The sequence below is a fragment of the Vibrio splendidus genome, from assembly GCF_024347615.1.
GTDB classification, from domain to species: Bacteria; Pseudomonadota; Gammaproteobacteria; order Enterobacterales; family Vibrionaceae; genus Vibrio; species Vibrio splendidus.
In genome coordinates, this window is sequence record NZ_AP025508.1 from 483,743 (window position 1) to 510,540 (window position 26,798).

The 26,798-nt window shown below is 45.1% G+C and carries 26 protein-coding genes and 1 other RNA gene; 19 read left to right on the top strand and 8 right to left on the bottom strand.

The annotated features are described in order from the left end of the window. Window positions 1-43 precede the first annotated feature (43 nt). Window positions 44-1,372 (bottom strand): outer membrane channel protein TolC, encoded by a 1,329-nt coding sequence (gene tolC, locus OCU90_RS02190; protein WP_017072793.1) that lies wholly within the window; start codon window positions 1,370-1,372, stop codon window positions 44-46. 227 nt (window positions 1,373-1,599) lie between these two features. Here tolC and nudF point away from each other — a divergent pair, with 227 nt between their 5' ends. The 6 genes from nudF (at window position 1,600) to parC (ending at window position 8,547) form a co-directional block, all read left to right on the top strand. Next, window positions 1,600-2,229: an ADP-ribose diphosphatase gene (nudF, locus tag OCU90_RS02195; protein WP_061024494.1), complete on the top strand. Its 630-nt coding sequence runs from the start codon at window positions 1,600-1,602 to the stop codon at window positions 2,227-2,229. Window positions 2,230-2,233: 4 nt separating this feature from the next. Next, entirely contained in the window at window positions 2,234-2,674 is a 441-nt protein-coding gene (locus OCU90_RS02200; RefSeq protein ID WP_008222561.1) for a DUF1249 family protein, read from the top strand. A gap of 59 nt (window positions 2,675-2,733) precedes the next feature. Then, the gene (cpdA, locus tag OCU90_RS02205) at window positions 2,734-3,558 is read left to right on the top strand and encodes a 3',5'-cyclic-AMP phosphodiesterase (protein ID WP_061024496.1); all 825 of its coding nucleotides are present in this window, start codon (window positions 2,734-2,736) and stop codon (window positions 3,556-3,558) included. A gap of 1 nt (window position 3,559) precedes the next feature. After that, a complete protein-coding gene (gene yqiA, locus OCU90_RS02210; RefSeq protein ID WP_061024499.1) occupies window positions 3,560-4,165 on the top strand; it encodes an esterase YqiA in 606 nt (201 codons plus the stop codon). A gap of 239 nt (window positions 4,166-4,404) precedes the next feature. Continuing rightward, window positions 4,405-6,285, top strand: a complete 1,881-nt coding sequence (parE, locus tag OCU90_RS02215; RefSeq protein ID WP_017077669.1) for a DNA topoisomerase IV subunit B — start codon at window positions 4,405-4,407, stop codon at window positions 6,283-6,285. A 3-nt stretch (window positions 6,286-6,288) separates the two neighbouring features. Continuing rightward, the gene (gene parC, locus OCU90_RS02220; RefSeq protein WP_004736005.1) at window positions 6,289-8,547 is read left to right on the top strand and encodes a DNA topoisomerase IV subunit A; all 2,259 of its coding nucleotides are present in this window, start codon (window positions 6,289-6,291) and stop codon (window positions 8,545-8,547) included. Window positions 8,548-8,731: 184 nt separating this feature from the next. Here parC and degS read toward each other — a convergent pair whose 3' ends face one another. The 3 genes from degS to zapG form a co-directional block, all read right to left on the bottom strand. Next, window positions 8,732-9,796 carry an outer membrane-stress sensor serine endopeptidase DegS gene (gene degS / locus OCU90_RS02225; protein WP_004736004.1) on the bottom strand — a complete coding sequence of 355 codons (1,065 nt, stop codon included), beginning with the start codon at window positions 9,794-9,796 and terminating at the stop codon, window positions 8,732-8,734. Between the two features lie 158 nt (window positions 9,797-9,954). Continuing rightward, on the bottom strand, window positions 9,955-11,310 hold the full coding sequence (locus tag OCU90_RS02230; RefSeq protein WP_061024501.1) for a DegQ family serine endoprotease: 1,356 nt from the start codon (window positions 11,308-11,310) through the stop codon (window positions 9,955-9,957). Window positions 11,311-11,436: 126 nt separating this feature from the next. Then, window positions 11,437-11,892, bottom strand: coding sequence for a Z-ring associated protein ZapG (zapG, locus tag OCU90_RS02235; protein WP_017077673.1), 456 nt, complete (start codon window positions 11,890-11,892; stop codon window positions 11,437-11,439). Window positions 11,893-12,111: 219 nt separating this feature from the next. Between zapG and zapE the strand changes: the two genes are divergently transcribed. The 8 genes from zapE to sspB all read left to right on the top strand — a co-directional run bounded on the left by zapE (window position 12,112) and on the right by sspB (window position 18,453). Then, window positions 12,112-13,215, top strand: coding sequence for a cell division protein ZapE (gene zapE, locus OCU90_RS02240; RefSeq protein ID WP_061024504.1), 1,104 nt, complete (start codon window positions 12,112-12,114; stop codon window positions 13,213-13,215). 246 nt (window positions 13,216-13,461) lie between these two features. Continuing rightward, entirely contained in the window at window positions 13,462-13,890 is a 429-nt protein-coding gene (gene rplM / locus OCU90_RS02245) for a 50S ribosomal protein L13 (protein WP_010434689.1), read from the top strand. A 15-nt stretch (window positions 13,891-13,905) separates the two neighbouring features. Continuing rightward, window positions 13,906-14,298, top strand: coding sequence for a 30S ribosomal protein S9 (rpsI, locus tag OCU90_RS02250; protein WP_004740758.1), 393 nt, complete (start codon window positions 13,906-13,908; stop codon window positions 14,296-14,298). Window positions 14,299-14,629: 331 nt separating this feature from the next. Continuing rightward, on the top strand, window positions 14,630-15,220 hold the full coding sequence (petA, locus tag OCU90_RS02255; protein WP_017072804.1) for a ubiquinol-cytochrome c reductase iron-sulfur subunit: 591 nt from the start codon (window positions 14,630-14,632) through the stop codon (window positions 15,218-15,220). Next, entirely contained in the window at window positions 15,220-16,485 is a 1,266-nt protein-coding gene (locus OCU90_RS02260; protein ID WP_004729830.1) for a cytochrome b, read from the top strand. Before petA ends, OCU90_RS02260 begins: the two co-directional genes overlap by 1 nt. After that, window positions 16,482-17,219, top strand: coding sequence for a cytochrome c1 (locus OCU90_RS02265; protein ID WP_004729828.1), 738 nt, complete (start codon window positions 16,482-16,484; stop codon window positions 17,217-17,219). The genes OCU90_RS02260 and OCU90_RS02265 overlap by 4 nt, the downstream gene beginning before the upstream one ends. 97 nt (window positions 17,220-17,316) lie before the next feature. Continuing rightward, window positions 17,317-17,952, top strand: a complete 636-nt coding sequence (gene sspA / locus OCU90_RS02270) for a stringent starvation protein SspA (RefSeq protein ID WP_010434700.1) — start codon at window positions 17,317-17,319, stop codon at window positions 17,950-17,952. 21 nt (window positions 17,953-17,973) lie between these two features. Beyond that, window positions 17,974-18,453, top strand: a complete 480-nt coding sequence (gene sspB / locus OCU90_RS02275; protein ID WP_004729819.1) for a ClpXP protease specificity-enhancing factor — start codon at window positions 17,974-17,976, stop codon at window positions 18,451-18,453. A gap of 91 nt (window positions 18,454-18,544) precedes the next feature. Here sspB and OCU90_RS02280 read toward each other — a convergent pair whose 3' ends face one another. From OCU90_RS02280 to OCU90_RS02295, 4 genes are read right to left on the bottom strand one after another with little or no spacing between them, the layout of a single operon-like run. Then, a complete protein-coding gene (locus OCU90_RS02280; RefSeq protein WP_061024506.1) occupies window positions 18,545-19,150 on the bottom strand; it encodes a BON domain-containing protein in 606 nt (201 codons plus the stop codon). Between the two features lie 16 nt (window positions 19,151-19,166). After that, window positions 19,167-19,757, bottom strand: a complete 591-nt coding sequence (locus tag OCU90_RS02285) for a phosphoheptose isomerase (RefSeq protein ID WP_004729817.1) — start codon at window positions 19,755-19,757, stop codon at window positions 19,167-19,169. Window positions 19,758-19,759: 2 nt separating this feature from the next. Beyond that, on the bottom strand, window positions 19,760-20,158 hold the full coding sequence (locus OCU90_RS02290; RefSeq protein ID WP_017084761.1) for a YraN family protein: 399 nt from the start codon (window positions 20,156-20,158) through the stop codon (window positions 19,760-19,762). After that, window positions 20,145-21,962, bottom strand: a complete 1,818-nt coding sequence (locus OCU90_RS02295; RefSeq protein WP_061024508.1) for a penicillin-binding protein activator — start codon at window positions 21,960-21,962, stop codon at window positions 20,145-20,147. The genes OCU90_RS02290 and OCU90_RS02295 overlap by 14 nt, the downstream gene beginning before the upstream one ends. Window positions 21,963-22,023: 61 nt before the next feature. Between OCU90_RS02295 and rsmI the strand changes: the two genes are divergently transcribed. From rsmI to OCU90_RS02320, 5 genes are all read left to right on the top strand, one after another. After that, complete coding sequence (gene rsmI / locus OCU90_RS02300) at window positions 22,024-22,890, top strand: 16S rRNA (cytidine(1402)-2'-O)-methyltransferase (RefSeq protein ID WP_061024510.1); 867 nt, start codon at window positions 22,024-22,026, stop codon at window positions 22,888-22,890. Between the two features lie 196 nt (window positions 22,891-23,086). Continuing rightward, window positions 23,087-23,526, top strand: an RNA gene (rnpB, locus tag OCU90_RS02305) — RNase P RNA component class A. 228 nt (window positions 23,527-23,754) lie between these two features. Beyond that, entirely contained in the window at window positions 23,755-24,705 is a 951-nt protein-coding gene (gene rsmH / locus OCU90_RS02310; protein WP_004735996.1) for a 16S rRNA (cytosine(1402)-N(4))-methyltransferase RsmH, read from the top strand. A 3-nt stretch (window positions 24,706-24,708) separates the two neighbouring features. Further along, the gene (gene ftsL / locus OCU90_RS02315; protein WP_004735995.1) at window positions 24,709-25,026 is read left to right on the top strand and encodes a cell division protein FtsL; all 318 of its coding nucleotides are present in this window, start codon (window positions 24,709-24,711) and stop codon (window positions 25,024-25,026) included. Further along, entirely contained in the window at window positions 25,023-26,780 is a 1,758-nt protein-coding gene (locus OCU90_RS02320; RefSeq protein ID WP_061024512.1) for a penicillin-binding transpeptidase domain-containing protein, read from the top strand. Before ftsL ends, OCU90_RS02320 begins: the two co-directional genes overlap by 4 nt. Window positions 26,781-26,798: the final 18 nt, after the last annotated feature.

Consider the following 26,798-nt stretch of genomic DNA (forward strand, 5'->3'; position numbering starts at 1 on the left):
TCAATGAGCGGCATTTTTGTAACGGTAACTGAGTAATTAAGAATTACTTACTTGCTACTTTTAGACCTGCGTTTACATCAACAATGTCCTGTTCGCTTAGTGTACCAACCGCTTGACGAAGCTGAAGAACACTTAGGATGTAGTTGTAACGAGCATCTGAAAGGTTTTTGTTCGCATCGTATAGACGACGAGTTGAGTCTAGTACGTCAACGATAGTACGAGTACCTACATCAAAACCGGCTTCTGTTGCTTCTAGAGCTGACTGAGCAGAAACAACAGACTGTTCGTAAGCGCGTAGAGCACCAATCGAAGCTGTGATGTTGTTGTTGAATGCACGAACGTCTTTTACAACGCTGCGGTAAGTTGCTTCTAGATCTTCACTTGCTGCAACGTAGTTGTATTCAGCCTGTTTAGTCAAAGAAGTTGTGCTACCACCGGTGTATAGAGGTACATTTAAGTTAACGCCAACATTGAAGTTGTTTGTTGTACCGTCAGAAGTATCACTTGAACCAATATCAGTGTAGTCATATCCACCATCAAGAGTTAGCGATGGTAGGTGACCTGAACTCTGTAGGGAAATATTGTCTTTAGCTATATCTTGCGAGATACGTGAAGCTAGAAGGCTCAGGTTCTTTTGTTCTGCTTGTTCAACAAGTGCTGCTGCAGATTCAGAAGATTTGCTTGCTGAGAAACGATCAGTATCTAGGATGCTTAGGTTAGAGTGTTCCTGACCTGTAATCTCACGTAGACCTTCGTAGTTATTAATCAGAGTGTTCTCTGCTAACACTTCGTCAGCCAATACGCCATCGTACTGAGCTTGCGCATCATGTACATCGGTGATTGCTGAAAGACCTACTTCAAAACGTTGCTTAGTTTGCTCTAGTTGACGAGCAACCGCGGCTTTTTCTGCACGAACAAACTCTAGGTTATCCTGAGCTCGAAGTACTTCGAAGTATGCCGTTGCAACACGAAGGATCAAAGCTTGTTGCTCTGCTGCGTACGATGAATCAGATTGACGAGCAGTTTTCTCAGCAGTATCTAGCGTGATCCAAGAAGAGCGTTGGTACAGTTCTTGAGAAAAGCTAATGCCGGCTGTCAGAGCATTTTGATCATTATCTCGCGTTGGTGATGAATCTAAATCTGTCTCACCACGAGTAAGGTTGTATCCCGCAGTCAAATTGATTTGCGGTAATAAAGAGCTACGGCTTGACGTTACTGCTTCAAAAGCGGCATCGCGCTGCGCTGCTGAACGAAGAAGTTGTGGATCGTTCTGTTTTGCTTGGTCGTAAACTTCAGCTAGCGTATCAGCAAAAGCTGACGAACTCAGGCTGCCAATTGCTGCACTGATAAATAGTGGAAGCAGTTTTTTCATTTTCCTATTCCTGCCTTTTATGGAATTTTCTTTAAAAGAGTTTAACCCAGTTTGGTGGTAATTTACTCGAAACTTTGCACTTTTTTACAGTTAACTGTCCGCTTGTGCAATATTTATTTTTTAAAACTTAACTTTAATTATAAACTTTATATAAAAAGTTGAACCTTATCCTTGGTAGTTAACTCGGACAATGAGTAAACTATAAAGATCACTTAGTGAGGTACCAAATGCAACAGTATGACAATCAACGACATGAGTTTACTCCGCAAGATGTGGAAATAGTCTCAAAAGAGACGCTGTTTCGTGGTTTTTTCAAAATGGTTAAGTACACATTTAAACATAGACTGTTTGAGGGCGGCTGGAGCCAATCAATAGAACGAGAGATGTTTGAGCGTGGACATGCTGCCGCTTTGCTACCTTACGATCCTGTGCGTGACGAAGTAGTGATCGTCGAGCAGATCCGTGTCGGTGCCCTAGAGCATGAGAACCCATGGCAATACGAAATTGTTGCTGGGATCATTGATACCGATGAATCACCGCAAGATGTCGCTCGTCGTGAAGCAATGGAAGAAGCTGGAGTCGAAGTCGGATCTGTATTGCCGATTACTTCGTATTACCCTTCATCTGGCGGTTGCTCAGAAAAGCTCGATGTCTTTGTTGGCTGTGTTGATGCAACGACAGCCAAAGGGGTACACGGATTGGACTACGAAGGTGAAGACATTCGTGTGCAAGTGATGAGTCGTGAAGCGGCTTATCAGTTGGTAAAAGACGGTGTGTTTGAAAATGGTGCCACGATCATTGCGCTACAGTGGCTACAATTGAACTACCAAGAATTACAGTCAGAGTGGATAGATTAACGTCATGCCAAATATAGCAGTCAAAAAACCGTATCATGTTGATCTTGCTGAATTGATGCGAGTTTACGAGACTAACTATGCCAAACTTAACGCTCTGTTACCGGTTGGGCATGAGGTTGGTGACGTTCGCTGTTACCAAGCCGTTAATATGGTGTATCAATTGACAGTGAATGAGGTCACAAAATACACCACTTTAATAGATATATGTCAGAGTGACGCGATGCCAGTGTTTCCTTTGCCAAAAATGTCTGTCAGGCTATATCACGACGCTCGAGTTGCAGAAGTGTGCGCTAGCGGGGATTTTTCGCGAGTTAAAGCGAAATATGACTACCCCAATACTAAGCTTTTGCAAAAGGACGAGAAATTTCAATTGAATAAATTTCTTGGGGAATGGTTAACGTTTTGTTTAAAAACGGGTATCAGCCGAACCCCAATTGCCTTTTAATTGAACCTATTTAACAACACTTTTAAAGTCTAAACAGTAACGTATCTGGATTTGTTATTTTGGAATTATCACACACTTCAAAATTTGATGAGAGCACTATTAAGCTTGTGCAGCTAACGGACACGCATTTATTTGCGCCGAGCAATGGCAGCTTATTAAGCATCAACACTCAAGATAGCTTTCGTGCTGTAGTCGATGGCATTGTTAGTCAGGACTTTGACTATCAAGCGATTCTAGCAACTGGTGATATCTCTCAAGATCACAGTGCTGAGTCGTACCAGAAATTTGAGTCAGGTATAAAGCCTTTGGAAAAGCCATGTTACTGGCTACCCGGGAACCATGACTTCAAGCCTAATATGGGCAGTGTTTTACCATCACCACAAATACAGTGTGTTGAACATGTCTTGCTAGGCGATAACTGGCAGATGGTTATGCTGGACTCGCAAGTGGTGGGTGTACCTCACGGGCGCCTTAGTGATCAACAACTTGATCTACTAGAACAAAAGCTGACTGAATTCCCTGAGCGTAACACCTTGGTTTTGCTGCACCACCACCCTTTACTGGTCGGTAGTGCGTGGCTTGATCAACATAACCTGAAAGATGCTGAGCAGTTTTGGGATGTGGTTCAACAGCACACTAATGTGAAAGCGGTACTTTGTGGTCATGTTCATCAAGATATGAATCGCAATCATCATGGTGTACAAGTCATGGCAACCCCATCGACTTGTGTTCAATTCAAACCAAACTCGAACGATTTTGCGGTTGATACTTTATCTCCTGGCTGGCGAGAGATTGGATTGCACCAAGATGGTACGGTAACTACGCAGGTTCGCCGCTTGCCTAATGGGCAGTTCTCGCCAGACTTTGATGCAGGTGGTTACTAATATGCCGGATTTTAATCAGCAAACCGCTAAGCCATCGCTGCTTCTCTATATTCACGGTTTTAACAGTTCATCACGTTCTCACAAAGCGAATGTGATGGCAGATTACTGTGCGGAGCATCGCGCTGATATTAAAGTCGTGACGCCTCAACTACCGAGCTTCCCTCAGCAAGCAGCTCTGCATTTACAGCAGCTGGTGGAGCAATATAAAGATCAATATCAAATCGCGTTAGTCGGTAGCTCGTTGGGTGGCTATCTTTCAACATGGCTAAATAGTCATTATGGTTTCAAGGCGGTGGTTGTAAATCCAGCCGTGAAGCCGTATGAGCTTCTTGCTGATTATTTAGGTGAGCAAGTAAACCCATACACAGATGAACGATATGTGCTGGAAACAAAGCATATCGATGAACTGAAGGCGTTAGAGGTTTCGGCTATCGCTAAGCCGAGTGACTTCTGGTTACTTCAGCAAACGGAAGACGAAGTTCTGGATTACCGACAAGCGGTAGAGAAGTACCAAGGTGCGAGACAGACAGTAGAAGAGGGCGGGGATCATAGCTTTGTTGATTTTGAACGTTACCCACAACAAATCGTCACTTTTCTAAACCTCTAATCTGTTTCATCAACAGAGTGATTTTCTCTTGTTTGCCTGTTATTTCATCTATCAATGGTGAAATATCATAGTTTGATGTCTTAGTTTTTGAACTAGCTTGACATCATTACTCAGCTTCCAGACTATATTCCCCAATACTTCGCTCGTTCGCTCTACTATGAAGGTTCATAGTAATGATTCTGCTTTAGTGAAACTAGAGCCAGTGAACAGACGCAAACTTTTTGAGTAAACTCCGTATTATGACTGAACAATATAATGCAAAAGACCTCGAGGTACTTGAAGGTCTCGATCCCGTGCGACACCGCCCGGGAATGTATACAGAGACAGAAAGACCAAACCACCTTGCCCAAGAAGTCATTGATAACTCGGTCGATGAAGCACTAGCGGGACACGCTAAAAAAATAAAAGTTGTGCTTCATGCTGACCAATCGTTAGAAGTTACCGATGATGGCCGTGGTATGCCGGTTGATATCCACCCTGAAAAAGGCATCTCGGGTGTTGAGCTGATTTTAACTAAGCTCCACTCAGGCGGTAAATTTTCAAACAACAACTATAAGTTTTCAGGTGGTTTGCACGGGGTAGGTATCTCGGTGGTAAACGCGCTGTCAAAACGCGTTGAAGTAACGGTTCGTCGTGACGGTCAGGTACATGAAATCGCCCTTGAGGGTGGTCATGCCGTAACCGACCTTACGGTTACGGGGACTTGTGGTCATCGCAATACCGGTACTACCGTGCATTTCTGGCCAGATCCAAAATACTTCGATAGCTCTAAGTTCTCTGTTTTACGCCTTATTAATAACCTGCGAGCTAAAGCCGTACTTTGCCCTGGTTTAGAAATTACCTTTATTGACAAGGTTGGCGGTGAAGAACATAAATGGTTCTATGAAGACGGTCTAAAAGACTACCTTGCTGAAGGTGTGAAAGGTTATACCTTATTGCCTGAAGAACCTTATGTTGGCGAATTCGTTGCTGAAACGGAAATGGCGAACTGGGCGATCATTTGGCAGCCAGAAGGCGGTGATATGATCACCGAAAGTTACGTGAACTTAGTACCAACTAAGCAAGGTGGTACACACGTAAACGGTCTTCGACAAGGTCTGCTTGATGCAATGCGTGAGTTCTGTGAATTCCGTAATCTTCTCCCTCGTGGCGTTAAGTTGACGGGTGATGACATCTTTGACCGTTGTTCTTACGTTCTATCGGTGAAGATGCAAGATCCACAATTTGCAGGTCAAACAAAAGAGCGCTTATCTTCTCGTCAAACTGCTGCGTTTGTTTCTGGTGTAGTGAAGGATGCTTTCAGCTTGTGGCTGAATGAAAAGCCTCAACTAGCAGAATTACTTGCAGAAGCTTGTATTGCTAACGCGCATCGTCGTATGCGCGCAAGCAAAAAGGTAGTACGTAAAAAGATTGCTTCTGGTCCAGCACTGCCGGGTAAGCTAACCGACTGTTCGGTTCAAGATTTAAGCCGTACCGAAATCTTCTTCGTGGAAGGGGACTCGGCGGGTGGTTCTGCTAAACAAGCACGTGATCGTGAGTTCCAAGCGGTTATGCCACTTCGCGGTAAGATCCTAAATACGTGGGAAGTGTCAGCAGACCAAGTATTGGCTTCACAAGAAGTACATGATATTTCAGTTGCTCTGGGTATCGACCCAGATAACGATGATTTGTCAGGCCTGCGTTACGGTAAGATCTGTATCCTTGCCGATGCGGACTCGGATGGTCTTCATATCGCGACACTGCTATGTGCACTATTTACTCGTCATTTCCATGCTTTGGTTGAAGCGGGTCATATCTATGTGGCAATGCCTCCTCTGTATCGTATCGATTGCGGTAAAGAAGTGTTCTACGCACTCGATGACTCAGAGAAAGATGGTGTGCTTGAGCGACTGTCGCAGAAGAAAGCCAAAATCAACGTGCAACGATTTAAAGGTCTGGGTGAAATGAACCCACTTCAATTACGTGAAACCACTATGGATCCAAATACTCGTCGTCTTGTCCAATTAACGATTGATGACAACGACGCGACCAACGAGATGATGGACATGCTGCTTGGTAAGAAACGTGCAGATGATCGCCGTACATGGCTACAGACTAACGGTGATATGGCCGAGGTATAATGGATGTCTAACGAAATTACATATGATGGCGTTGAACAGTTGCCAATGCGCAAGTTCACCGAAGATGCCTACTTAAATTACTCAATGTACGTGATCATGGATCGTGCATTGCCGTATATCGGTGATGGCTTGAAGCCAGTACAGCGTCGTATTATCTATGCGATGTCTGAGCTAGGCCTATCCGCTGCATCGAAATATAAAAAATCAGCTCGTACCGTTGGTGACGTGTTAGGTAAATATCACCCACACGGTGATTCTGCTTGTTACGAAGCGATGGTACTGATGGCGCAACCCTTCTCTTACCGCTACCCATTGGTGGATGGTCAAGGTAACTGGGGTGCACCGGATGACCCGAAATCGTTCGCTGCGATGCGTTATACCGAAGCAAAACTGTCGAAGTTTGCGGAAGTCCTACTTGGTGAATTAGGTCAGGGAACCGTTGATTGGCAACCCAACTTTGATGGCACGATGAAAGAGCCTCAGATGTTGCCTGCACGCCTTCCTCATATCTTGCTTAACGGCATCACAGGTATTGCGGTTGGTATGGCGACCGACATCCCGCCTCACAATGTACGTGAAGTGGCGAACGCGGCGATTCATTTGATTGATACGCCTAAAGCTGAACTTCCAGATGTGATGGGTTTCATTCAAGGCCCAGATTACCCGACAGAAGCTGAAATTATTTCGCCGAAGTCGGACATCGAAAAGATCTACCGTACAGGCCGTGGCAGCATCAAGATGCGCGCGGTATGGCACAAGGAAGGCTCTGATATCGTTATCACGTCTTTACCTCATCAAGTGTCAGGTGCGAAGTTACTTGAGCAAATCGCTAACCAGATGCGAGCTAAGAAGCTGCCTATGGTTGACGATCTGCGTGATGAATCAGATCACGAGAATCCAACGCGTATCGTCGTGGTTCCTCGTTCAAACCGTATCGACTGTGACCAACTGATGAGTCACTTATTCGCGTCGACGGATTTAGAGAAAAACTTCCGCGTTAACTTGAACATGATTGGTTTAGATAACCGTCCTCAAGTTAAAGGCTTAGTTCAAATCCTGAAAGAGTGGATTGAGTTCCGTCGTACGACCGTTCGTCGTCGTTTGCAGTACCGTTTAGATAAAGTACTGGCTCGTTTGCACATCTTAGAAGGCTTACTTGCTGCTTACCTCAACATCGATGAAGTGATTGAGATCATTCGAACAGAAGACGAGCCGTGTCCTGTTTTGATGAACCGTTTCAACATTTCTGAAATTCAAGCCAATGCGATTCTCGATATTAAACTTCGTAACTTAGCTAAGTTAGAAGAATTTAAAATTCGAGCTGAGCAAGAAGAGCTTGAAGCTGAACGTGAAAAGCTTGAAAAGCTACTCGGTTCAGAGCGTCGCTTGAATACGCTGATCAAAAAAGAAATCCAAGCAGATGCAGATAAATACGGCGATGATCGTCGCTCACCGTTGATTGAACGTGCTGAAGCAAAAGCGTTGACTGAGCGTGATTTAGTTCCAAGTGAGCCAATTACCGTCGTGCTTTCTGAAAAAGGTTGGATTCGTCATGCTAAAGGGCATGAAGTTGACGCTGAAGGCTTGAACTACAAATCAGGTGATAAATTCTTAGCAAGCACTAAGGGTAAGAGTAACCAACAAGCGGTGTTCCTCGGTAGTGATGGCCGAAGCTACTCCCTTGAATCTCACTCACTGCCATCGGCACGAAGCCAAGGTGAGCCAATTACAGGCCGCTTGAACGTCAGCCCTGGTACTTCTATTCGCCAAGTGGTGATGGGAGAGAATGAACAGCTATGGTTAGTCGGTTCTGATGCGGGTTATGGTTTTGTTTGTAAAGGTAGCGATCTGCTGTCTAAGAACAAGAGCGGTAAAGCGTTGGTTAACTTGCCACAAGCTTCTGAAGTGATGTTGCCAAGCCCGATTGCTGACTTGGACTCTAACCAGATTCTGGCGATTACTAACCAAGGTCGTATGTTGTTGTTCCCGATTAAAGACCTACCTCAGTTGAGCAAAGGTAAGGGTAACAAGATCATCAACATTCCTTCTGCGAAAGCAAAAGAGCGTGAAGAGTTTGTCTCGCATCTAATGGCTATCCCAGAGAATGCGACGCTGACCATCTATGCGGGTAAACGCAAACTTGGCTTGAAACCTGCGGATCTTGAAAATTTCCGTGGTGAACGTGGTCGTCGTGGTGGTTTACTACCTAGAGGACTACAACGAGTGACGCGCATTGATATCGATGAACCTAGCGACGCTTAGCTATGACACTCTTAGCTATGACACTTAGCTATGACGCTTAGTTATATAGTCAGTTTTAATTGAGTTTATAATTCGCTTTGATTGATAAAAGAAAACCCAGCTTAAGAGCTGGGTTTTTTGTGTCTGGAAGTTTAACCGTGTGGGGTCGCTAACTTCATGTTAGCAATCAACATACGTATATAGGCTACAGGCGTGTATCTTCAGCGATAGTCACCTTGAGGGTCTTGTTTTCACCTTTGCGTAATACACCAACATCAATGACAGTACCTGGGCGCAGGTCAGTAACAATGTCCATTACGCTCTGTCGTCCGCTAATCTGGGTATTATTGATACTGACAATAATATCTTGTGCTTCAAAGCCTGCATCAGCCGCAGGACCGTTCGGGTCTATCCCTAGTACCACAATACCGCCGATATTCTTATTGCCGAGTAGGCGTGACGTCACCGAGTTGATGTCTTGTCCGTCTATGCCAATATAACCACGAATCACACGACCATCAGCGATGATTTTTTGCATGATTTTATTCGCTAGTGGGTAGGGGATAGCAAATGAAATCCCGTAGGTTTCCATGTCGGTAGCTTGTTGGAAAGACGCGGTATTGATACCTACTAACTCACCTTGTGAATTGACAAGTGCACCACCGGAGTTACCTTCATTGATTGCCGCATCGGTCTGGATAAAGGCTTGATGACCATCTGCACTGATTGAAGAGCGACCGGTTGCCGAGATAATACCAAAGGTTGTGGTTTGACCTAGGTTATACGGGTTACCGATAGCGAGAACCACATCTCCGACATTTGCAGTGTAATCTTGGTTCAGTGGAATCACTGGTAAGTTGTCACCGCTAACTCTGAGTATCGCGATATCGGTGCGCTTGTCTGAACCGACAAGCTGTGCGGCGGCTACTCGTCCGTCTTGAAGTGCCACAACTATTTGGTCGGCTTGAGCAACAACGTGAAAGTTGGTAATGATGTAGCCTTTTTCGCTAACAATGACCCCTGAACCCAAACCTTGAGTCAGTAGCTTATTGCGATCGCTTTCTGCGTATTTACGACTATAAATATTGACCACAGCGGGTGCAGCACGTCGCACCGCTTGGTTAAATGAGATCTGAAGAGAGCCAATATTATCGACTTGAGGACTAGTGACATCTGAAACTATAGCTGGCCTTAAGCTCGGAAAGGCGAGAAGAATAAGTGCCGCTGAAACGAGTCCAAGGGAAATAGAACGAAATAGAAAGGACAGCATGTTTCCCTCTTCAACAAGTAAGGTATGGAGCATCCGTCAATGGATGACTGACTTGATTACGAGTGAAGCATAGCATTTTGATTGATCTAAAGAAAAGGGAGACTGAGTAAGTTTAAAGCAAACTTACTTAGCCTCCCTGTAATTGCGCTGACGTATGACTATCGAATAACTAGATAGATAGTCCTGTCGCCTCTTTGGATATTAAGCGCCAACACGCCAGGTTGTTTTTCAAGAATCTTTCTAAATTCAGCAAGGTTCTTAACGGGTTGGCGGTTTACCCCGATGATGATGTCACCTTTAAGAAGTTGATAGGCTTCTGCTGGCGAACCTTGAGCGACACTTGATACCTTGACGCCTGTCGTTGAGTCGCTGTCTGTTGTGTTGGTGAGCTCTGCACCGGCAAGTCCTTCATGGAGCTTTTCAGCTTGTGTCTTATTATTGGTGGATTCACCCAGAGTCACATCAAAGGTCATATTCTTTCCGTCACGAACGACACCAAGTTCGATCTGTTTACCTGCGCCGAGGGTTGCGACTTTGGCTCTTAACTCGCTAAAAGTATCAATACGCTTACCATTAATAGAGACAATGACATCGCCCGCTTTCAGTCCGGCTTTGTCCGCAGCGCTGTCGGGTACAATTTGGCTGACAAAGGCACCTTTGCTGGATTCATAACCAAGCGCTTCCGCTAATTCAGAGGTGACCTCTCCGCCTTGAACACCCAGCATACCGCGTTTTACTTCACCGAAATCGAGAATTTGTTCTGTCAGGTTTTTCATCATATTGGATGGGATTGCAAAGCCGATACCGACATTGCCTCCGTTAGGGCCAAGGATAGCCGTGTTGATACCAATCAGCTCACCGTTGAGATTCACTAACGCACCACCAGAGTTACCACTGTTGATAGCGGCATCGGTTTGAATGAAGTTTTCAAAGTTCTCTAGATTTAGGCCGCTACGACCGAGTGCAGACACGATGCCGGATGTCACGGTTTGACCGAGTCCAAATGGGTTGCCGATAGCGACACTGAAATCACCGACTCTTAACTTGTCAGAGTCTGCAACTTTTATCTGGGTAAGGTTCTTGGCTGTTTCAAGTTTTAATAGCGCGATATCCGACATCTGGTCGCCGCCGATGAGCTCGGCATCGTACTCTCGACCATCATGAAGTTTTACTTTGATATCGTCGGCACCATTGATGACATGGTAATTGGTAACAATATGGCCTTTCTTGGCATCAATGATCACACCAGAACCTAGCCCGCGGAATGGGCGTTCTCGTGTTTGTTCTGGACCAAAAAAGAATTGAAATTGTTCAGGGATTTGCTGACGTTGTACCTGTTTGCCTTCTACGGCAATACTAACCACAGCGGGGGTCACTTGTTCAAGCATAGGTGCAAGGCTTGGTAATTGTTCATTACCCACACTTAATGGCAGTGCGGCCGTTGCTTGAATGGGGGTGATGATTGAACTTAAGCTTAAAGTCAGTACTGATAAAGCAAGCAAAGGTTTTTTCATCATAAACTCCTCTCTAGTTTAGGTCTTAACCCTCTTATACGTTTAATAAGTATGAGAAGTTTCAAATGACCTGAGTGAAAGTTATGACTCAAAAACCTTTGTAAAGTTCACAGAAGTGTTAAATGTTTACGATGCTTTTGCTGTTACAACATCGGGAGCATCCATGATTTCTTTCTTCTGCTCTGTAAATAAACCCGTTGCGCCATTAGCGTAATCTTTCGGTTGTTCTTCAAGTGTCGCCTCTTTAACTGAAGGCTTGTCTTGTGATTTGTCCGAATGGGCTGCGGCTGTTTTCACAAATGGATTATCTTGCTCTGGCAGATTAGGGATCAGCTCTGAGCTTGTTTTTTCCATGTGTTGGTACAGTTTTGTGTAGTCCTTACCTAAGGTGTCCAACATTTCTGCTGATTTCGCAAAGTGGTCAGCTAGCTCTTGTCGCTGCTGTTCAAGGGCAAACTTTGCGCTATCTAATTCTTTCTGTACGTTCTTTTGTTTTTTGTATTCAGGCGTCATGAGACGAGAAATAGCGACCCCTAAAATAACTCCGACTAGTAAACCGGCAACGGCATACATCCAAGGCATAACAGCTCCTTATTATTGTTTTTTAACATGTTTGTTACTGCTTAGTTACACGTGATACGGCTCCATGGTACTATGAGAAAGCCGCAGTATAAAGAGAAATGCGTGTGCGCTAGTTAGCAGTTTGATGCTGCATTATTCACCGCATAGCGACATGTCTCGTACTGTTTGGGCTCATTTTTATTTGCTGTCTGATATTGCTTTCATTGTGGAAATGTCGTCATGAATCCCATTAAAAAATACGAACAAGATATAAAAGAACATGGATTTCAAAGAGATCCAGCACAAGAGCAAGCCGTTAAATCTTTAGATGAACTCTTTCATCAATTCCAAGATTACATGAATACGCCTATTCCTCAACTGACTCGATTCCAGAAATTAATGGGCAAAAAGCCAGAACTGCCAGAGCCACCAAAAGGCCTCTATTTTTGGGGTGGCGTCGGGCGCGGTAAAACGTACTTAATGGATACGTTCTACGATGCCTTACCGACCACAAAAAAAATGCGTGTTCACTTTCACCGCTTTATGTATCGAGTCCATGATGAGCTAAGGGTGCTAGGTAATGTTAGCGACCCGTTGCCTTTAGTCGCAGATAAGTTGAAAGAAGAAGCGGATATTATCTGTTTTGATGAATTCTTTGTTTCAGACATCACGGATGCCATGATCTTAGGAACTTTGTTCCAAGAGTTATTCGCTCGAAACGTTATCTTAGTTGCAACCTCTAATATTCCACCTGCGGATTTGTATCGTAACGGGTTGCAGCGAGCTCGCTTCTTACCCGCTATTAAGCTTATTCAAGGCAATTGCCATATTCTTAATGTCGATAGTGGAATCGATTATCGTCTTCGTACTTTAGAGCAGGCTGAGATCTATCATCACCCGCTGGATAGCCAAGCGAACATTAACCTCGAAACATATTACGCGCAGCTCGTTGGTGAAGATAAAGAGAAACTCAAACAGATTGAGGTCAATCACCGTCAACTGGATGTAGTCGAAGCAAGCGATGGTGTGCTACATGGTACGTTTGCTCAGCTTTGTCAGTCGGCTCGCAGCCAGAATGACTATATTGAGCTGTCTAGGGTTTATCACACGGTTCTGCTGGCTGATGTGTTGCAAATGGGTGCGACTTCAGATGACGCAGCAAGACGCTTCATTGCGTTAGTTGATGAGTTCTATGAGCGTAACGTGAAATTGATTATTTCAGCGGAAGTGGAGCTAGAAAAGCTATATACCCATGGTCAGTTAGAATTTGAGTTTAAACGTTGTCAGTCGCGTTTAATCGAAATGCAGAGCCATGAATATTTGGCAAAAGAACACTTAAGTTAGCTTTGATTATCTCGAATAAGAAAGAGAATTAAAAAAATCGTGATTTTGTTCAAAAAGAGGTGATTTTTTCTTCGCTCTTCTCTATAATCCTGCGACCTACCGTTACTGCGGGCCTCTAGCGATGAGTAAAATCACGTTATGCCAAGAGTTTTCCAACACTCGAAGGGGTGATGATGGTAACTCTTAGACAGTGGGAATACGCGAGTATTCCTTAAGTGTAAATTTTTTAAATAGGTAATTATTAGCATGAAAACTTTCGTTGCTAAACCAGAAACTGTAAAACGCGACTGGTATGTTGTAGACGCTGAAGGCAAAACTCTTGGCCGTCTAGCAAGTGAAATCGCTTCTCGCCTACGCGGCAAGCACAAAGCAGAATACACTCCTCACGTAGACACTGGTGATTACATCATCGTTGTTAACGCTGAGAAAGTAGCTGTGACTGGTAACAAAGCTAAGGGTAAGGTTTACTACCGTCACTCTGAGTTCCCAGGTGGTCTTAAGACTATCACTTTTGAAAAGCTAATTGCTAAGAAACCAGAAATGGTTCTTGAACTAGCAGTTAAAGGTATGCTTCCACGTGGTCCTCTAGGCCGCGCGATGTACCGTAAGCTTAAAGTATACGCTGGTACTGAGCACAACCATGTTGCTCAACAACCACAAGTACTAGACATCTAATTGGGGATTAAGACAATGGCAGAGAATCAATACTACGGCACTGGTCGTCGCAAAAGCTCAGCAGCTCGTGTTTTCATCAAACCAGGCTCTGGTGAGATCGTAATCAACAAGCGTAGCCTTGATGTTTACTTCGGTCGTCCAACTTCTCGTATGGTTGTTAAACAACCTCTTGAGCTAGTTGAACTAACTGAGAAACTTGACCTTTACATCACTGTTTCTGGTGGTGGTATTTCAGGTCAAGCTGGCGCAATCCGCCACGGTATCACTCGTGCTCTTATGGAATACGATGAAACTCTACGTCCTGCTCTACGTGCAGCTGGCTATGTTACGCGTGACGCTCGTTGCGTTGAACGTAAGAAAGTTGGTCTACGTAAAGCACGTCGTAAACCTCAATTCTCTAAGCGTTAATTTTTCCTTACCGAAAAATACACGCGACCAGTTTTATTACTGGAATTGTGGTTCAAAGCTCGGCTATATGCCGGGCTTTTTGTCTTTCTGGCCCCCGCTAAACGCTTCCCCCTCCTCGTTTTATTCCTAAATTCTTATATTTTGAAAGCTTTTGTAACCCAATGTGCGCTTTGCCTCATGATTGTTACAAAAAGGTAGCTTTATCTTGTCAAAAAGTAGGGTTTTATTTATCATTTGCCGTCAATAAATAGAACTAAATACATATTTTGTTAGCCATGCTCTTTAATCGGAATTATTTCAATCCATAAGGAGCAAATGGGAGAATGTTTGGATGAGCAACGCGCCTTTAAATAACGGTCGCAGGCGTTTCTTAACCGCAACAACAGCCGTTGTTGGTGGTTTGGGAGCAGCTGCTGTAGCCGTGCCTTTTATTAAATCATGGAACCCGAGTGCCAAAGCGAAAGCTGCGGGCGCGCCGGTGGAAGTGGAAGTCAGTAAGTTAGAACCGGGACAAATGGTTCGTGTCGAGTGGCAAGGTAAACCTGTATGGGTTGTACGCCGTGCTGAGTCGGTACTAGAGAACCTAAAAGCGATCGGTGGTCAACTTCGTGACCCTCAATCTGAAACTGAACAACAACCAGACTACGCACAGAACGAGTTTCGTTCTATTAAGCCGGAGTTCTTCATTGCTGTTGGTTTCTGTACGCACTTAGGTTGTTCTCCAACTTACCTGCCAGATTCTTTTGCAGAACAAGTTCAGGGCGTTAAGTCTGGTTTCTTCTGTCCTTGTCATGGTTCAAAGTTTGATATGGCAGGTCGAGTATTCCAAGGCGTACCAGCCCCATTGAACCTTGTAGTGCCAAAGCATATGTATTTGAGTGACACTAAGATCATGATCGGTGTGGACGAGGGAGACGCATAATGCAAGGATTGCTTGATTGGGTAGAAAAACGTCTACCCGCAATGAATGCTTATAAAAAGCATTTATCTGAATACCCAATGCCTAAGAACTTTAACTTTTGGTACCTTTTCGGTTCTTTGGCAATGTTGGTACTGGTTAACCAAATCCTTACAGGTATTTGGCTAACAATGAACTACGTTCCGTCTGGTGATGGCGCGTTTGCATCTGTTGAATACATCATGCGTGATGTGGAATACGGCTGGTTACTGCGTTACATGCACTCGACAGGTGCTTCGGCATTCTTCGTGGTTATCTACCTGCATATGTTCCGTGGTCTAATCTACGGTTCTTACCAAAAGCCTCGTGAGCTACTTTGGCTCTTCGGTATGCTGATCTTCTTAGTGCTTATGGCTGAGGCTTTCATGGGTTACTTACTACCATGGGGGCAAATGTCTTACTGGGGTGCTCAGGTAATCATTTCTCTGTTTGGTGCGATTCCTGTTATTGGTGATGACCTAACGCTTTGGATCCGTGGTGATTACATCATCTCTGGTGCAACGCTGAACCGTTTCTTCGCTCTGCACGTTATCGCTCTACCAATCGTACTTCTGCTGCTTATCGTACTTCACGTACTAGCACTGCACGAAGTGGGTTCGAACAACCCAGACGGTATCGAGACTAAGCTTCCTAAAGGCACAATGGGCGACGACTACAAAACTCAGTTCCCATTCCATAAGGATTACACTAAGAAATACGACATCATTGACTCTGTTCCTTTCCACCCATACGGGACGGTGAAAGATATGGTCGGTGTTGCTGGTTTCCTATTCTTGTTCTGTTACGTGCTGTTCTTTAACCCAGAGATGGGTGGATACTTCCTTGAGCCGCCTAACTTCGAAGCTGCTAACCCACTGAAAACACCTGAGCATATTGCTCCAGTTTGGTACTTCACGCCGTTCTACGCTGTACTTCGTGCTGTTCCTGATAAGCTGATAGGTGTAGTTGCAATGGGTGCATCTATTGTTGTGCTATTCCTACTGCCATGGTTCGACCGTTGTAAAGTGCGTTCTTACCGTTACCGTAGCAAACTGCATTTGATTAACATCATCCAATTCACAATAAGCTTTATTGCGCTTGGTGTACTTGGTGCGCTTCCAGCAACGCCAACGTATACGCTACTGGCTCAGATCTTTAGCTTAGGTTATTTCATGTTCTTCGTTCTACTGTGGTTCTACAGTAAAAATGAAGCGACGAAACCATTACCAGAAAGGGTGACATTCAAATGAAAAAGTGGATTGTAATTTTATTTGCTATGTTGCCGTCACTGGCGATGGCAGCGGGTGCAGGCGTACCATTAGATAAAGCAAACAATGATTTAACAGATAAAGCCTCATTGCAAAATGGCGCTAAGATGTTCATGAACTACTGTTTTGCTTGTCACTCAACGCAGTACCAGCGTTATGAACGTGTTGCGAATGATTTAGAGATCCCTGTAGATCTAATGAAGGAAAACCTGATTTTCGACCCTGAAGCGAAAATCGGTAGCTTGATGGTTAATGCTATGCCCTCTGATCAAGCGGCAAGTTGGTTTGGTGCTCCACCACCAGATCTAACTTTGGTTGCTCGTGTTCGTGGCGCAGATTGGCTATACACGTACCTTCGTACCTTCTATGAAGACCCATCTCGTCCGTTTGGCGTGAACAACATTGTTTTCCCAAGTGTTGGTATGCCGCACGTTCTTGAAGAGCTGCAAGGTATTCCAACACCAATCTACGATACTCATATGGTAGATGGCGAGGAAGTGACAACTGTTGTTGGTACTGAAACTGACGGTTCTGGCGAATTAAGTGCTGGTGAATACGATGAAGCAGTTCGTGACCTTGTTAACTTTTTGGTTTACTCGGGCGACCCAGTTCAACTTGAGCGTCATGCAATGGGTTGGTGGGTAATGGCCTTCTTAGTAATCTTCACTATCATCGTGATTTTGCTGAAGAAAGAGTATTGGCGTGATGTGCACTAATTGTGCTATAATACCGTGCTAATTCCCAAATTATGTTAATGTTCAATGGAGGCTTTAGGCCTCCATTGTTTTTATTTAAAGTGTACTGGAGGGCTCCATGGCTGTAGCTGCCAATAAACGTTCTGTAATGACTCTTTTCTCAAGTGCTTCTGATATGTATAGCCATCAGGTGCGCATTGTTCTTGCTGAAAAAGGCGTAAGTGTTGAAGTTGAGTTGGTTGATGAAAAAAATCTACCAGCAGAGCTTGTTGAACTGAACCCGTACAAATCAGTACCTACTCTTATTGATCGTGAGCTTGCTTTGTATGACTCAAAGATCATTATGGAGTACTTAGATGAGCGTTTCCCTCATCCACCGTTGATGCCTGTATACCCGGTTGCTCGTGGTAATAGTCGTCTAATGATGTACCGCATTGAGCGTAACTGGTATTCAGTTGCAGAGAAGATCGTTAAAGGCAACGCTGAAGAATCTGAAGCAGCTCGCGTTAAACTGCGCAACGACCTACTAACTCTTGCTCCTATCTTCGCTGAGTATGAATACTTCATGAGCGAAGAGTTTAGCCTAATTGATTGTTACCTAGCTCCGCTACTATGGCGTTTACCTGAGCTTGGTATCGAATTAATTGGCCCTGGTTCTAAAGAGCTTAAGATTTACATGAACCGCGTATTCGAACGTGATTCATTCCTAGCTTCTCTAACTGAAGCTGAGCGTGAGATGCGACTCGTTCGCTAAGCGTTTATGGATATTTCAAATATGACTCCACGCCGACCATATATGCTTCGTGCATTTTATGAATGGCTGGTTGATAACGAATTAACTCCACACCTTGTTGTTGAAGCAACATTACCGGGTGTAAGAGTTCCAGAAGAGTTTGTTCAAGATGGTCAGATCATTCTGAACATCGCGCCTCGTGCGGTTGGACAACTTGAACTGGGTAACGAAGCTGTGACGTTTAGTGCTCGCTTTAGTGGTCGCCCACACTCTGTGATCGTGCCGCTTTACGCAGTACAAGCGATTTATGCTCGTGAGAATGGTGCTGGTACCATGTTTGAACCTGAAGAGGCTTACATGGAATCTTTTGAAGAAGGGATTGAAGAAAGTCCTTTTGAAGAACAAGAGAAAGGCCCATCTTTGAGCGTAGCAACGGCAGACGTAGATGCTGAAGAGCCTGACTCAGATCCTGAGCCTCCTCGTCCAGCAAAAGGTCGCCCAAGCCTTCGTGTTATCAAATAACGTTAGCTAAATAACGACTCAAATAAAAAAGCAGCGACTCGTCGCTGCTTTTTCTTTTCTGCTAAATAGCATTTAATTGGCTGGCTTAAGGCTAGTTAACGGCCGTCTCTTCTTCGCCATATTCAAACGCTCGAATCACCTGCTTTACGCCTGAAACATTACGCGCAACTTCTGTCGCGATATCAGCATGCTCTCGAGATACTAACCCAAGTAAAAACACCTCTGAATCTTCAGTGATGACTTTAACCTTGATGCCGTTGAGATCAGCGTTTGCTAGAAGAGCTGATTTCACCTTGGTAGTAATCCAGCTATCGTTACTAATAGCACTGATGGTCAATGGCTCTTTTACTCGCACCTGATTGTGGATGCTTTCTACGCCTGCCACTTCTTTGGCTTGGTTTTCAAACGCGCGGCGCTCTGAGTCAGTGGTCGCTTGCCCCATCAATACAACTGAACCTCGGTAAGAGCTCGCTGTGATACGAACGTTGCCACGATATGGCTGCTTGTTGGTGATGGCCGCGACTTCAAATTCGATATTGTTATCGTTCCAGATTTGTTTGGTGGTTCGTGTGTCAGTGACTAAGTTCGCTGTGGTTGCAGCACCAGCAATGAAAATGCCAGCACAACCAGACAGGGACAGTGTAAGTAGCGAAACACTAATCAGCTTAAACAGCCTCGTAGAGGTTAATGATTTCATTGTGATGCTCCGTATATCACTCTTCGTGAGCAGGGAAGAGTACTTGATCGATTAGGTCACATAAGCAATGCAGTGTCACCATGTGTACTTCATGAATGCGTGCTGTACGGTGTGAAGGGATACGAATTTCTACATCGTGTTCGCCCAGTAAGCCTGCCATTTCACCACCATCTTTACCCGTAAAGGCGATGATCGTCATGTCACGTGTTACCGCTGCTTCCATCGCTTTGATGATGTTTTTGCTGTTACCGCTAGTAGAGATAGCCAGTAAAATATCGCCAGTTTGACCAAACGCACGTACCTGCTTAGAGAAGATCTCTTCGTAGTGATAGTCGTTGGCTACTGCCGTTAGCGTGGTGTTGTCTGCTGTGAGAGCCATTGCTGGCAGGCTAGGGCGCTCGGTTTCAAAGCGATTAAGTAGGCACGATACAAATTGCTGAGCATTCGACGCCGAACCACCATTACCACAACAAAGAATTTTGTTTCCGTTAAGCAAGGTCGCAACCATTGCTTGAGCGGCATGCGTGATTGCGTCTGGCAGTGCTTCTGCAGCCGCAATTTGGATCTGAATACTTTCTGTAAAACTTTCTTTAATGCTGTCTAGCATGTTTATCCTTGGGTAATCGCGTTTTGAATCCAGTCGATATTGTCATTCGGCCCTTCTATGGCAACGATATCAAACCTGAAATCTGTAGAGTGCACCGACAAGCCTTGCTGCATAAGCCAAACATTGGCTGTTTTGAGCAGCTTCTGTGACTTCTTTGCTGTCACCATTTCGGCGGCATGTCCGTAGCGGGTTTGCTTGCGGTATTTTACCTCAGCAAACACAACCGTATTGTTATGGCGCATTATAAGATCAATCTCGCCACATTTAGCTATGAAGTTTTCTTGAATTAACGATAATCCGTGGCCAACTAAATAATTTTTAGCCACGGTCTCGTATTTATCACCCACTTGTTTGTGGGTGATTGTTGGTTTGGACAGGAACTTTCGGCTAAAAAGCCCCATGCTCTGCCCAGCTGATTTCACGTTGAACAACACAGTTGTTGTCGATGGTTAACACGCCGGTTTCACCTGGAATGCTGTAACCCTGTACGGCTTTCATCTGTGGCAATGCATCCATTAGGTAGTAGGCATCCATCCCCAGTGCTTGCAGACGTTTTTGGCCGTTTGAATGTGCAGGCCATAGGTCGTTTAGCTCTTTGTTAAGCTCGTTTTTGCTCTCAACCAATAGTGGGATGTCACTGTAGAACACACCCGTTAGATCTTCGTACTGCTTGTCACCGCTGTTGCTGCGTGAGTTTGAGAACAAGGCTGGTTGGTCAGCGTCTGGGTTAATCGCGACTTCAATGAAAGGCTTAATCAACGTAAGCTCTGAGTTCTTCGCCACAATGTAAACAGAGTCGATATCACGACGGCTGCGCGGTTCAGTTTCTAGGTCTAGGTTAAGTAGCCCATCCATTTGAGCGATACGTTGTTGGCTCTCTTGTAAGCCGAATACCTGATTCACATTGCGCTGAAGTTGGCGCTTGTCAGAGAATAAGGTAATCGCGACTTCGTTGTTGCTGTATTTTTTCCACTCTTTCTCAAACGCTTGCTTAACGCGGTCACCTAAACGCCCTTTTGGCGCCAGAATAAGCGGGTACTTGTAGCCTTGAGCAAAAAGGTGTTTCGCTGCCTGAGCGACTTCTTGCTCTGGCGATAGAGCGAGATAGCAAATATTGGTATCAGGTTCTAGCTGCGTCGGAATATTTAGAGCTAAAGCTGGAATCGAATTTTCGTGGTTTTTCTGCGCTTGCTGAAGCTTGGTAATATTGCTCTTAATCAGCGGGCCAACGATGAAATCTACCTTGTTCTCTTCCAGTGTCGCTTTAATTTCAGCGGCACTTTGTACGTTGGTGTCCATAACCGTTAGCGTTGCGTTTTCTTCGCGCTCTTTGTCATTCATCATCGCAAAGATGAAACCATCACGCACAAGCTGTGCTTGCTTGCCGTACTTACCCGTGAGCGGCAGTAATAGCGCAGTGCTGGTTGGTTTGCTGATCTCTAGCGCCAATATGTCAGTGATCGCCTGAGGTGTGTATGTTGCTGCAGGGTGACGAGGGTTCTCAGCCAGCCAATCAGACAGAGTTTTCTGTAGGTCTGGAAGGTTAGAGTTCAGCGTCTTCATATAAATAGCCAGCTGTAACCAACCTGCTAGAACGTCTTCTGTCGGAGAAGTCTTAAGTTCTAGAATCTCATATTGAGAGTAGCTATTCAGGTTCTGCCAAATACGGTCGGCAGTTATCTGTTGGCTTTCGTCATCAGCGTCTACGTATTCTGAATAAAGGACTAACTCACGGCTTGCTTCGAAATACTCGCTTTGCATCTCAGAAATGTTAGCGCGTAGCTCGTGATAATCTTTCCATTGCTCGTTAGGCAGTTTCCACCACGGTTGGAAATTCAGTTGGCTATAGGCTTGATCTGGTTGCGAGTTATTCACTAATAACTGAGCACGAGCCAGTTGCCATTCTGCTTGTTGTACTTCGCTAAGCTCTTGCTTTGCTAAACGTTTGATCAGCAAAGTCGCTTGATCGGTTTTTCCAGCTTGCACAGAGGCTTTCAGTGCCATGATTAGCCAATCGTTTTGCAGGCTTCCTTTGCTGCTATCCGCTTGCATCATGTAACTTTCAGTTGATTGCGCTGGATCTAGTGTAATATCAACACGCGTTGGTGCTTGAGGGCCTGAAGAACAAGCCGCCAACGTAATTGCTAATGCAATTGGAGTGAGTAAGCGTGGTACACTGAGTCTCTTATGGTTCATCGTTGCCATGAGTTCTTTAAATTCCGTATCAATTTGTATCTATATTAATCGTTGAAGTGATGGTAAACAAATGACAGATAACAAAACCTTGCTCACAGAGAGCCCAACTCTCTATATTGTGCCAACCCCAATCGGAAATTTGGGAGATATCACTCAAAGAGCAATTGAAATTTTATCAAGTGTCGATGTTATTGCAGCCGAAGACACACGCCACACGGGTAAGCTGCTTGCTCACTTCAATATATCCACCAGAACGTTCGCTTTACATGATCATAATGAACAAACTAAAGCGCAAGTTCTAGTCGAAAGGTTATTAGAAGGTCAGTCTATCGCATTAGTCTCTGATGCGGGTACTCCTTTAATCAGTGACCCAGGTTACCATCTTGTATCACAATGTCGTCAAGCGGGTGTGAGAGTTGTGCCACTTCCTGGTGCTTGTGCAGTGATTACCGCACTTAGTGCGTCTGGTTTGCCGTCTGATCGTTTCAGCTTTGAAGGCTTCTTACCGCCAAAGAGCAAGGGTCGCAAAGACAAGTTCTTAGAGATTGCAAAAGCAGAGCGCACATGTATTTTCTACGAATCACCGCACCGTATTACGGATTCTCTGCAGGACATGTTAGAGATCTTAGGACCCGACCGTGAGGTCGTGTTGGCTCGTGAGCTAACCAAGACATTCGAAACCATTCAAGGATTACCATTAGGTGAGTTGATTGAATGGATAGAAGAAGACTCGAACCGCAAACGTGGTGAGATGGTGTTGCTGATCCATGGTCACCGTGAAGAAGCGAGCACCGATCTGCCAGACGAAGCAACTCGCACACTAAGCATTCTAACCAAAGAGCTACCCCTTAAAAAAGCGGCGGCGATGACAGCAGAAATTTACAATCTGAAAAAGAACGCTTTATACAAATGGGGCTTAGAGCATCTAGACAACTAGAGAACTCTTTATAGGCTAGATACCTATTTATAGAGTAGATAACCTTTATTGAAAAAGCTTCTGAGGAATGATGGTATTACCGTTATTCCTCTTTTTTTGTCTAGATTGTGTAAAAATCATGCATTCGATTAGAGGTTTGCAGCATATTTGTGATCTCGCTAGACACTGCTCACTAATCTCTATACAATCCGCCCTCGGAGTTGAACGGGTAATCGCTGCTTTGCTGATGTCCTTCGGGAGACTGACGTTGAGGTCCTTCGGGAAACTGACGTTGAAGTCCTTCGGGAGACTGGTAGAGGGGAGGAACGTCCGGGCTCCATAGAGCAGGGTGCCAGATAACGTCTGGGGGGCGCGAGCCCACGACAAGTGCAGCAGAGAGAAGACCGCCGATGGCCTCATTTCTTCGGAAGAGGCACAGGTAAGGCTGAAAGGGTGCGGTAAGAGCGCACCGTGCGACTGGCAACAGTTCGTAGCAAGGTAAACTCCACCCGGAGCAAGATCAAATAGGCCCTCGCATTGCGCTGCTCGCGTATGGGGGCGGGTAGATTGCTTGAGCCTGTGAGCGATTGCAGGCCTAGACGAATGGTTACCGCCGCGCAAGCGGAACAGAACCCGGCGTATGTGTCAACTCCACCTATATAAAGAACCCATCATTACTTAACGGTAGTGATGGGTTTTTTGCTTTATATTGACGTAAATGATTTAGATTTCCTTAGAATCCTTCACCCTGATATGAGCTTGGGTCAAAAATTCCCAAAGCCTATACACAATATGGTGGAGATACGGCGTGAAATCAGTACACTAAAACGTTAATAGAACAAATTATTGCCGAACTAATGGCTCAATCCACTCACTGAGAAGACTATGACAGAAGCATTCAAACATATTTCAGTATTGCTTAACGAATCTATTGACGGACTTGCGATCAAACCTGACGGTACCTACATTGATGGTACTTTTGGCCGTGGTGGTCACAGCCGTACAATCCTGTCTAAACTGGGCGAGAATGGACGACTCTTTAGTATCGACCGCGATCCACAAGCGATTGCTGAAGCTCAGAAGATTGATGATCCTCGTTTTACGATTATCCATGGTCCATTTTCGGGTATGGCTGAATATGCAGAGCGTTATGACTTAGTCGGTCAAGTGGATGGCGTATTGCTGGATTTAGGTGTTTCTTCACCACAGTTGGATGATGCTGAACGTGGCTTTAGCTTTATGAAAGATGGTCCGCTGGATATGCGCATGGACCCAACAACAGGTGTTCCTGTCTCTCAGTGGTTAGTTGAAGCGGATCTTGATGACATTACATGGGTTATTCGTGAGTTCGGTGAAGACAAACACGCTCGTCGTATCGCGAAAGGCATCATCGCTTATCAAGAGAATGAAGAGAACGAACCGCTAACGCGTACTGGTCAACTGGCTAAGCTTATCTCTGACGTCGCTCCAAAAAGCTTCAAAGAGAAAAAGCACCCAGCGACACGTGCTTTCCAAGCATTCCGTATCTACATCAACAGCGAACTTGAAGAGATTGATACCGCACTGAAAGGCGCAGCAAGCATTCTTGCTCCTCAAGGTCGTATCTCTGTTATCAGTTTCCACTCGCTTGAAGACCGTATGGTGAAGCGCTTTATCCGTAAAGAGAGCCAAGGGCCACAAGTTCCTCACGGTTTACCGCTAACAGAAGATCAAATTAAAGCTTTAGGCAGTGCCGATCTAAAACCAATTGGTAAAGCGATCAAGCCTTCTAAAGATGAAGTGGATGAGAATACTCGTTCGCGTAGCTCAGTACTACGAATCGCAGAAAAGCTATAGTCAATGAAGACCTCCAAGCCTAACTTAGCCAAGATAATATTTTTTGATTTGATCTCCGTGGGCAAGGTTCCATTGGTACTTCTTATCTGTATCTTTGCGAGTGCGATGGGGGTCGTTCTTACGACACATAATTCACGTCAGGCGATCACGAAAAAAGACATGGCATTAGTGGAACGAGAACAGCTTGATGATGAGTGGCGAAATTTAATGCTTGAAGAGACGGCTTTGGCTGAACATAGCCGCGTTCAAGCATCGGCAAAACGAGAGCTAGACATGAAACGTCCAGACTCTGACAAAGAAGTTGTGATCACACTGAAATGACCGGTAAAAAGGAAAAAGCACCCGCCAAACCCGTTAATAAATCAACGAAAGAGCGAGTGAAGAGCGAAAAGGATTCGGGTCCAATTCTTATTAAATGGCGTTTCAACGTCGTTATTGCTTTCGTATTTCTTGCCTTTGCTGCACTCGTTGGTCGTGTGGCTTACATCCAAATTATTGAACCAGATAACTTAATCCGTCAGGGCGATCTTCGCTCGGTACGTGTTAAGGCTATTCCTTCCGCCCGCGGCATTATCTCAGACCGTAATGGCGAACCACTTGCTGTGAGTGTTCCAGTTGAGGCGGTATGGGCCGACCCGAAAACGATTTTCGATAAAAATGGCATGGCCCAGATTGATCGTTGGTATGCGTTAGCTGATGTACTTGGCTTAGAACGACAATCGATGATCGACAAGATCTCTAGCAACAAATCCCGCCGATTTGTTTACCTACAAAGACAAGTTAGCCCAGCGATGGCTAAGTATATTCGTGAACTAAAGCTGGTGGGTGTTGGCCTGAAAGCGGAATCTCGACGTTACTACCCCGCAGGCGAAGTCAGTGCACACCTTATCGGTGTTACCGGAATTGACGGGCACGGTTTAGAAGGCGTTGAACGCAGCTATGACAAATGGCTCACGGGTGAAGCAGGTAAGCGGACGATTCGTAAAGATCGCTATGGACGCGTTGTTGAAAACATTGCTTTAGAAGAGCGTGAAGAAGGCAAACCACTCGAATTAACGATCGATCAACGATTACAAGCCATTGCTTATCGAGCGATTAAGCAGGCCGTGGCCGATCACAAGGCGACTTCAGGCTCTGCTGTACTACTCGATGTGAAAACGGGTGCCGTGTTAGCCATGGTTAATGCCCCTTCTTATAATCCGAATAACCGCGCTGACTTACAAAGCTTCAAAATGCGTAACCGCGTGCTCACCGATGCAATGGAACCTGGCTCGACCGTGAAACCTTTTGTGGTTTTGGCGGCGCTAGAGAACGGCACTGCAGACCCAGATATCGTGATTGATACTGGCAATGGCATTATGCAGATCGGTGGCAGCCGCGTACGAGATTCTTCTAAAGTCGGTAAGGCTGACTTAGCGCTGATCCTCAAGAAGTCGAGTAACATCGGTGTTGCTAAATTGGCGCTTAACATGCCACTTGAAGCCTTGCTTGGGATGTACAGTTCAGTTGGTCTAGGCGAGATGTCTGGGCTGAATTTGGTTGGTGAAACGAGCGGTATTTTCCCGAATCGCCGTCGTTGGTCAAAGTTTGAAATTGCCACCTTAGCGTTCGGTTATGGCTTGTCTGTTACGCCGATGCAGTTGGCACATGCCTATGCGACGTTAGCTAATAAAGGTTTGTATGAGCCGATTCATATTATTAAGAGTAACGACCAAGATTTTTCTAAGCAAATCATCAAGCGCGAGAACGCTGAACTGGTTTTGAATATGCTAGAAGGGGTGACTCAAAAAGGCGGTACGGCGACAAGAGCGGCCGTTCCGGGTTACCGCGTTGCAGCCAAAACGGGTACCTCTCGTAAGGCTGAAGCTGGCGGCTACAGTGATGAATACATCGCGGTTACCGCAGGCTTTGCTCCAGTTAGTGATCCAAGAGTGGCATTGGTTGTTGTGGTCAATGAGCCTCAAGGCGACCTTTACTATGGTGGTTCAGTCGCAGCCCCCGTCTTTTCTGAAATCATGAAGGGCGCACTGCAAATAATGAACGTCCCTGCTGATGAAAATAAGTTTCAAGAATAGAGTTAATCAGGATTCAAT

What these genes read in the sequence shown, in the direction of transcription:
- tolC (WP_017072793.1), bottom strand. Translation starts at nt 1,372, where the DNA reads ATGAAAAAACTGCTTCCACTATTTATCAGTGCAGCAATTGGCAGCCTG.
- nudF (WP_061024494.1), top strand. Translation starts at nt 1,600, where the DNA reads ATGCAACAGTATGACAATCAACGACATGAGTTTACTCCGCAAGATGTG.
- OCU90_RS02200 (WP_008222561.1), top strand. Translation starts at nt 2,234, where the DNA reads ATGCCAAATATAGCAGTCAAAAAACCGTATCATGTTGATCTTGCTGAA.
- yqiA (WP_061024499.1), top strand. Translation starts at nt 3,560, where the DNA reads ATGCCGGATTTTAATCAGCAAACCGCTAAGCCATCGCTGCTTCTCTAT.
- parE (WP_017077669.1), top strand. Translation starts at nt 4,405, where the DNA reads ATGACTGAACAATATAATGCAAAAGACCTCGAGGTACTTGAAGGTCTC.
- parC (WP_004736005.1), top strand. Translation starts at nt 6,289, where the DNA reads ATGTCTAACGAAATTACATATGATGGCGTTGAACAGTTGCCAATGCGC.
- degS (WP_004736004.1), bottom strand. Translation starts at nt 9,796, where the DNA reads ATGCTGTCCTTTCTATTTCGTTCTATTTCCCTTGGACTCGTTTCAGCG.
- OCU90_RS02230 (WP_061024501.1), bottom strand. Translation starts at nt 11,310, where the DNA reads ATGAAAAAACCTTTGCTTGCTTTATCAGTACTGACTTTAAGCTTAAGT.
- zapG (WP_017077673.1), bottom strand. Translation starts at nt 11,892, where the DNA reads ATGCCTTGGATGTATGCCGTTGCCGGTTTACTAGTCGGAGTTATTTTA.
- zapE (WP_061024504.1), top strand. Translation starts at nt 12,112, where the DNA reads ATGAATCCCATTAAAAAATACGAACAAGATATAAAAGAACATGGATTT.
- rplM (WP_010434689.1), top strand. Translation starts at nt 13,462, where the DNA reads ATGAAAACTTTCGTTGCTAAACCAGAAACTGTAAAACGCGACTGGTAT.
- rpsI (WP_004740758.1), top strand. Translation starts at nt 13,906, where the DNA reads ATGGCAGAGAATCAATACTACGGCACTGGTCGTCGCAAAAGCTCAGCA.
- petA (WP_017072804.1), top strand. Translation starts at nt 14,630, where the DNA reads ATGAGCAACGCGCCTTTAAATAACGGTCGCAGGCGTTTCTTAACCGCA.
- OCU90_RS02260 (WP_004729830.1), top strand. Translation starts at nt 15,220, where the DNA reads ATGCAAGGATTGCTTGATTGGGTAGAAAAACGTCTACCCGCAATGAAT.
- OCU90_RS02265 (WP_004729828.1), top strand. Translation starts at nt 16,482, where the DNA reads ATGAAAAAGTGGATTGTAATTTTATTTGCTATGTTGCCGTCACTGGCG.
- sspA (WP_010434700.1), top strand. Translation starts at nt 17,317, where the DNA reads ATGGCTGTAGCTGCCAATAAACGTTCTGTAATGACTCTTTTCTCAAGT.
- sspB (WP_004729819.1), top strand. Translation starts at nt 17,974, where the DNA reads ATGACTCCACGCCGACCATATATGCTTCGTGCATTTTATGAATGGCTG.
- OCU90_RS02280 (WP_061024506.1), bottom strand. Translation starts at nt 19,150, where the DNA reads ATGAAATCATTAACCTCTACGAGGCTGTTTAAGCTGATTAGTGTTTCG.
- OCU90_RS02285 (WP_004729817.1), bottom strand. Translation starts at nt 19,757, where the DNA reads ATGCTAGACAGCATTAAAGAAAGTTTTACAGAAAGTATTCAGATCCAA.
- OCU90_RS02290 (WP_017084761.1), bottom strand. Translation starts at nt 20,158, where the DNA reads ATGGGGCTTTTTAGCCGAAAGTTCCTGTCCAAACCAACAATCACCCAC.
- OCU90_RS02295 (WP_061024508.1), bottom strand. Translation starts at nt 21,962, where the DNA reads ATGGCAACGATGAACCATAAGAGACTCAGTGTACCACGCTTACTCACT.
- rsmI (WP_061024510.1), top strand. Translation starts at nt 22,024, where the DNA reads ATGACAGATAACAAAACCTTGCTCACAGAGAGCCCAACTCTCTATATT.
- rsmH (WP_004735996.1), top strand. Translation starts at nt 23,755, where the DNA reads ATGACAGAAGCATTCAAACATATTTCAGTATTGCTTAACGAATCTATT.
- ftsL (WP_004735995.1), top strand. Translation starts at nt 24,709, where the DNA reads ATGAAGACCTCCAAGCCTAACTTAGCCAAGATAATATTTTTTGATTTG.
- OCU90_RS02320 (WP_061024512.1), top strand. Translation starts at nt 25,023, where the DNA reads ATGACCGGTAAAAAGGAAAAAGCACCCGCCAAACCCGTTAATAAATCA.